Below are 5,103 nucleotides of genomic sequence, written 5' to 3' on the forward strand. Positions count from 1 at the left end.
GGAGCATGAACTGGTCGAACGGCGAGGTGGCCAACAGCCGGCAGGAGCCGTCGTCGGTGATGGACGCGCGGGACGAGGCCGGCAGCTCGCAGTACGGGCCGCGCAGCCAGTCACCGAGGCTCGGCAGACCGAAGACCCCGTGGGTGTACCAGAGGAAACCCAGAATCGTCGTCACGAGGACGGCCAGCACCGAGATCAGCAATCGGCCGCGGAGTTCGGTGAGATGCTCGACCAACGACATCGTGCCGTCGGGGTTGCCCCGCGAACGGCGCCGGCGCGGGTCGAATTTCTTGAAGAGTCCAGGTATCTGCACGGCTGCCTAGCGCTGCGGGGGAAGGCGCAAACTCACCCCGCGGACACCGAGACCGCGGGGTGAGGGTCGACCCGTCAAGCCGAGCGATTGTCCGACGACGGCTCGGCCGGCTGCGTGGCGGCACTGCCCGAGACATCGCCGGGGTCGGCGACCCGCTCCGACGTGATCTGCGTCGGCTGGTCCGACTTGCCCGAATTGGAGTCGGACTGCATCTCCTTGATCTCGGACTTGAAGATGCGCATCGACTTACCCAGCGAACGTGCCGCGTCCGGGAGCTTCTTGGCACCGAACAGCAACACGAACACGGCGATGACGATGACCCAGTGCCAGGGTTGCAAACCACCCAATTTGGTTACCTCCAGACGTCTGAGCCGAGTCTACTCGTTCGACGGTTCCCCGCCGACCCGATAGGCGTCGAGAGCTGCAGCGGCCGCCTCGCGCACCCGCTCGGCCAGCTGCGGCGGGTCGAGCACCCGCACCGCCGACCCGAACCCCAGGACGAACCGCGCCATCCAGTGGTCCGAGGCGTAGGTCATGGCGGCCTCACAGGAGCCGTCGGGGTACTCGCGCAGCACCCGGAGCGGGTAGTAGTCGAACATCCACGACGCCGACCGGGCGACCCGCAGCGTCGCGGTCGGCAGCGACGGGTCGGCGGTGTCCGGGTCGAACAGCGAGGTGTCGGGGCCGGCCTGGACCGCCGGCGGGGGCGGCGCGGTCGGCTCGTCGAGCACCCGGGCGTCGACGATCCGGTCGAAACGGAACAGCCGCACCCCTTCGGCCGAGCGGCACCAGGCTTCGAGGTAGCTGTGGTCGCCGACGAGTACGACGCGGATCGGATCGACCTCCCGGCTCGACAGTGTGTCGTGGGAGGCGGAGTAGTACTCGATGGCCAGCGCCCGGTCGGTGCGCACCGCGGTGCGCACCGCGGCGGCGGCGTCGCTCTCCACCGGGGCGGGCTCCTCGACGGCGGCGCCGTCCGGCCCGCTGCCGGCCCGTCCCGCGGCGGACTCGATCTTGGCGATCGCGCTGCGCGCGGCCTCCGGGTCGACCATCCCCGGCACGTCCACCAGCGCCCGCAACGCGACCAGCACACCGGTGGCCTCCGGTGAGGTCAGCCGCAGCGGGTGATCGATGCCGGCGGTGAAGGTCACCTCGATGGTGTCGCCGGAGAACTCGAAGTCGATGAGGTCGCCGGGCCCGTAGCCCGGCAGCCCGCACATCCACAGCTGATTGAGGTCCTCGCGGAGCTGTTTGACGCTCACGCCCAGGTCGGAGGCCGCTTCTCCGTAGGTGATCCGCGGGTTGGCCTGGAAGTAGGGCACCATGTTCAGCAGCCGGACCAGCCGCGCCGACGTCGCGGTCATACGCTCACCTCGCGATCCGGCGTCGCCTGTGCCTGCAGCCGGGCCAGGACGTCCTCGCGCAGCGTGGCCGGCTCCAGGGCCACCGCGTCGGCGCCGTAGCTGGCGACCTCGCGGGCGAGCCGGTCGACCATGCCGATCTCGATGCTGAGTTCGGCACCGGGGCGGCCGGCGAGCGTTCTGGGCCCGACCATCGTGCCGCGCCGGCGCAGCGCGGTAGCGCGGCCGTCGGCCACCCACACTCTGGCCTGTCCGGTCGACGGCCAGTCACCGACCACCCGCGCCACGATCTCGCGCAGGTCGACGTCCTCGGGCGGGTGCACCGATCCCGGCGGGCCGACAGCGGTCACCTCCGCCCCGATCCGGGACAGCCGGAACGTCCGCACCGCATCCCGGTCGCGGTCGTGTCCGACCAGGTACCACCGCCCCCGGTCGGTGACCACACCCCAGGGTTCCACGGTGCGGGTGACGTACGGTTCGCTGCGCGCCGGCCGGTGACCGAACTGCACGGCTTGGCCGGAGTCGATGGCTGACAACAGGATTCCCAGCACCTCCTCGGACCCGCGCAGGCCGGGCAGGGCGGCGGTGGACGTGATGGCGACGTCGCCCTCGGCGGCTTCGATGTCCACGCCGGCGGCCCGCAGCTTCAGCAGCGCCCCCTGGGTCGCGGTGATCAGCTCCGGGGATTCCCACAGCTGGGTGGCCACCGCGACGGCGGCGGCCTCGTCGGGCGTCAGATCGACCGCCGGCAGCGCGTAGGCGTCCCGGTTGATCCGGTAACCCTCGGTCGGGTCGGTCGCCGAGGCCCGCCCGGTCTCCAGCGGTATGCCCAGGTCACGCAGCTCGTTCTTGTCCCGCTCGAACATCCGCGAGAACGCCTCGTCGCTGCCGTCCCCGGAATAGCCGTACACGGTCTCGCGGATGCGGTCGGCGCTGATGAAGGTGCGCGTGGACAGCAGCGCGATGACAAGGTTCATCAGCCGTTCGACTTTGGAGGTCCCCACGCCTAAGAGCTTAAGGCGAGCCGGCCCGGCTCTGACGCGGCGCGTCTGACAGGATCGCCCGGTGAATCGCTGGCAGAGCTCGGATGTGCCCCGTGGCGACGACTACGACGAGCGGTGGCGGCGCCTGGCGGCCAGCGGCGCCAGCGTGCACGGCGAGGCCGACCTGATCGAGTCGCTGCTGAGAACCGGCGGCGGAACCCGTGTGCTGGACGCCGGATGCGGGACCGGCAGGGTGGCGATCGAACTCGCCGCCCGCGGCTGTTCGGTGGTGGGTCTGGACGCCGATCCGTCGATGCTGGCCACGGCCCGGTCCAAGGCGCCGGAGCTGCGCTGGGTCGAAGCCGACCTGGTCGACACCGGGTCGAACCTCGATGAGGTGTTCGACCTGATCGCGCTCCCGGGCAACGTGATGATCTTCCTGCAGAAGGGCACCGAGCAGGCGGTGGTCGACCAGCTCGCGGCGCGGCTGCGGCCGGGCGGACTGCTGGTCGCGGGATTTCAGCTGCGACCAGGCCGGCTGACCCTGGAGCGATACGACGACATCGCCGCCGCGGCCGGCCTGGAGAAGATGCACCGCTGGGCGACCTGGGACCGGGAGGCCTACACCGGGGGCGACTACGCGGTCTCGGTGCACCGCCGCCCGGCGTGATCGATGGGGGCCGCCCGGCGTGATCACATGCTGGCGATGAGCCGTTTGACGCGTTCGTCGACCGACCGGAACGGGTCCTTGCACAACACGGTTCGCTGCGCCTGATCGTTGAGCTTGAGGTGCACCCAGTCGACGGTGAAGTCGCGGCCAGCCTCCTGGGCGGCGCTGATGAACTCACCGCGCAGCTTCGCACGCGTGGTCTGCGGCGGGGTGTCGACGGCGGCCTCGATCTCCTCGTCGGTGGTGACGCGGGCCGCCAGGCCCTTGCGCTGCAGCAGGTCGAACACGCCGCGGCCGCGCTTGATGTCGTGGTAGGCCAGGTCGAGCTGACTGATCTTGGGATCCGAGAGCTCCATGTCGTACCGGTCCTGGTAGCGCTGGAACAGCTTGCGCTTGATCACCCAGTCGATCTCGGTGTCGACCTTGGCGAAGTCCTGGCTCTCGACGGCGTCGAGCTGGCGGCCCCACAGGTCGACCACCTGGTTGATCTGGGCGTTGGGCTCGCGGGTCTGCAGGTACTCCACCGCGCGGGCGTAGTACTCGCGCTGGATGTCCAGCGCGCTGGCCTGCCGACCGCCGGCGAGGCGCACCGGGCGCCGACCGGTCAGATCATGGCTGACCTCGCGGATCGCCCGGATCGGGTTGTCCAGTGAGAAATCCCGGAAAGCCACCCCGGCCTCGATCATCTCCAGGACCAGCGAGGCCGAACCCACCTTGAGCATGGTCGTCGACTCGCTCATGTTCGAGTCCCCGACGATGACGTGCAGCCTGCGGTACTTCTCGGCGTCGGCGTGCGGTTCGTCACGGGTGTTGATGATCGGACGAGACCGGGTCGTCGCCGAGGAGACGCCCTCCCAGATGTGTTCGGCACGCTGGGACAGGCAGTATGTCGCCGCCTTCGGGGTCTGCAGCACCTTGCCGGCACCGCAGATCAGCTGTCGGGTCACCAGGAACGGCAGCAGCACATCGGAGATCCGGGAGAACTCGCCGGCGCGCACGATCAGATAGTTCTCGTGGCAGCCGTAGGAGTTGCCCGCCGAATCGGTGTTGTTCTTGAACAGGTAGATGTCACCGCCGATGCCCTCATCGGCCAGGCGCTGCTCGGCGTCGACCAGCAGATCCTCGAGAACGCGCTCACCAGCCCGATCGTGGGTGACCAGCTGGGTCAGGTTGTCGCATTCGGCGGTCGCGTACTCGGGGTGGCTGCCCACGTCGAGGTACAGTCGCGCACCGTTGCGGAGGAAGACGTTGCTGCTGCGTCCCCACGACACCACCCGCCGGAACAGATAGCGGGCGACCTCGTCGGGGCTCAGCCGGCGATGGCCGTGGAACGTGCAGGTGACACCGAACTCTGTCTCGATGCCCATGATTCGTCGCTGCACCTCATCGAGACTACTTGTTGCCCGGCCGAAGTGGTGGCCGGGCCACGCCGGAGTCGCGCGAACAGCGGATCATCGCCGTCGCCCGGGAGTTGCAGCAGCCGCCCGCGAGGTCGCCGACCTGCCGATTCTCAGTCGCGCGCGATCCAGCCGAGGCGGCGGCTGATCTCGTCGGCGGCCGCGATCGTGAGCTTGGCGACCTCTTCGAAGCGGTCCACCCCGAGCCGGTAGCTGGGGCCCGAAACACTCAGCGCGGCAACCACTTGGGAATGCACGTCGTAGACGGGTGCGCCGACCGCGTTGAGTCCGACCTCGAGTTCCTCGCTGACGCTGGCCCAGCCCCGGTCACGCACCGCGGCCAGCTGGTTGGTCAGCTCGGAGATGCTGGCTACGGTGG

At 69.6% G+C, this 5,103-nt stretch carries 7 protein-coding genes; 1 reads left to right on the forward strand and 6 read right to left on the reverse strand.

The annotated features are described in order from the left end of the window. From ACN27A_RS34075 to ACN27A_RS34090, 4 genes are all read right to left on the reverse strand, one after another. A partial coding sequence (locus ACN27A_RS34075) for a twin-arginine translocase subunit TatC (protein WP_421459072.1) occupies positions 1 to 313 on the reverse strand: 313 nt, incomplete at its 3' end. 74 nt (positions 314 to 387) lie between these two features. Then, a complete protein-coding gene (tatA, locus tag ACN27A_RS34080) occupies positions 388 to 618 on the reverse strand; it encodes a Sec-independent protein translocase subunit TatA (protein WP_421459074.1) in 231 nt (76 codons plus the stop codon). 72 nt (positions 619 to 690) lie between these two features. Beyond that, positions 691 to 1,677, reverse strand: a complete 987-nt coding sequence (locus ACN27A_RS34085) for a helix-turn-helix transcriptional regulator (RefSeq protein WP_421459076.1) — start codon at positions 1,675 to 1,677, stop codon at positions 691 to 693. Next, positions 1,674 to 2,678: a helix-turn-helix transcriptional regulator gene (locus tag ACN27A_RS34090; RefSeq protein WP_421459077.1), complete on the reverse strand. Its 1,005-nt coding sequence runs from the start codon at positions 2,676 to 2,678 to the stop codon at positions 1,674 to 1,676. Before ACN27A_RS34090 ends, ACN27A_RS34085 begins: the two co-directional genes overlap by 4 nt. 61 nt (positions 2,679 to 2,739) lie before the next feature. Here ACN27A_RS34090 and ACN27A_RS34095 point away from each other — a divergent pair, with 61 nt between their 5' ends. Beyond that, positions 2,740 to 3,327, forward strand: a complete 588-nt coding sequence (locus ACN27A_RS34095; RefSeq protein ID WP_421459079.1) for a class I SAM-dependent DNA methyltransferase — start codon at positions 2,740 to 2,742, stop codon at positions 3,325 to 3,327. A 23-nt stretch (positions 3,328 to 3,350) separates the two neighbouring features. On the opposite strand, the gene pafA is transcribed toward ACN27A_RS34095, so the two are convergent. Both pafA and ACN27A_RS34105 read right to left on the reverse strand, forming a co-directional pair. Next, positions 3,351 to 4,709 (reverse strand): Pup--protein ligase, encoded by a 1,359-nt coding sequence (gene pafA, locus ACN27A_RS34100; RefSeq protein WP_421459082.1) that lies wholly within the window; start codon positions 4,707 to 4,709, stop codon positions 3,351 to 3,353. 128 nt (positions 4,710 to 4,837) lie between these two features. Continuing rightward, positions 4,838 to 5,103 (reverse strand): IclR family transcriptional regulator domain-containing protein (locus tag ACN27A_RS34105; protein WP_421459084.1); only part of this gene is annotated, 266 nt, incomplete at its 5' end.

The sequence above is a fragment of the Micromonospora sp. WMMD737 genome (assembly GCF_049179055.1).
Classification (GTDB): domain Bacteria; phylum Actinomycetota; class Actinomycetes; order Mycobacteriales; family Micromonosporaceae; genus Micromonospora; species Micromonospora reichwaldensis.

What these genes read in the sequence shown, in the direction of transcription:
- ACN27A_RS34085 (WP_421459076.1), bottom strand. Translation starts at nt 1,677, where the DNA reads ATGACCGCGACGTCGGCGCGGCTGGTCCGGCTGCTGAACATGGTGCCC.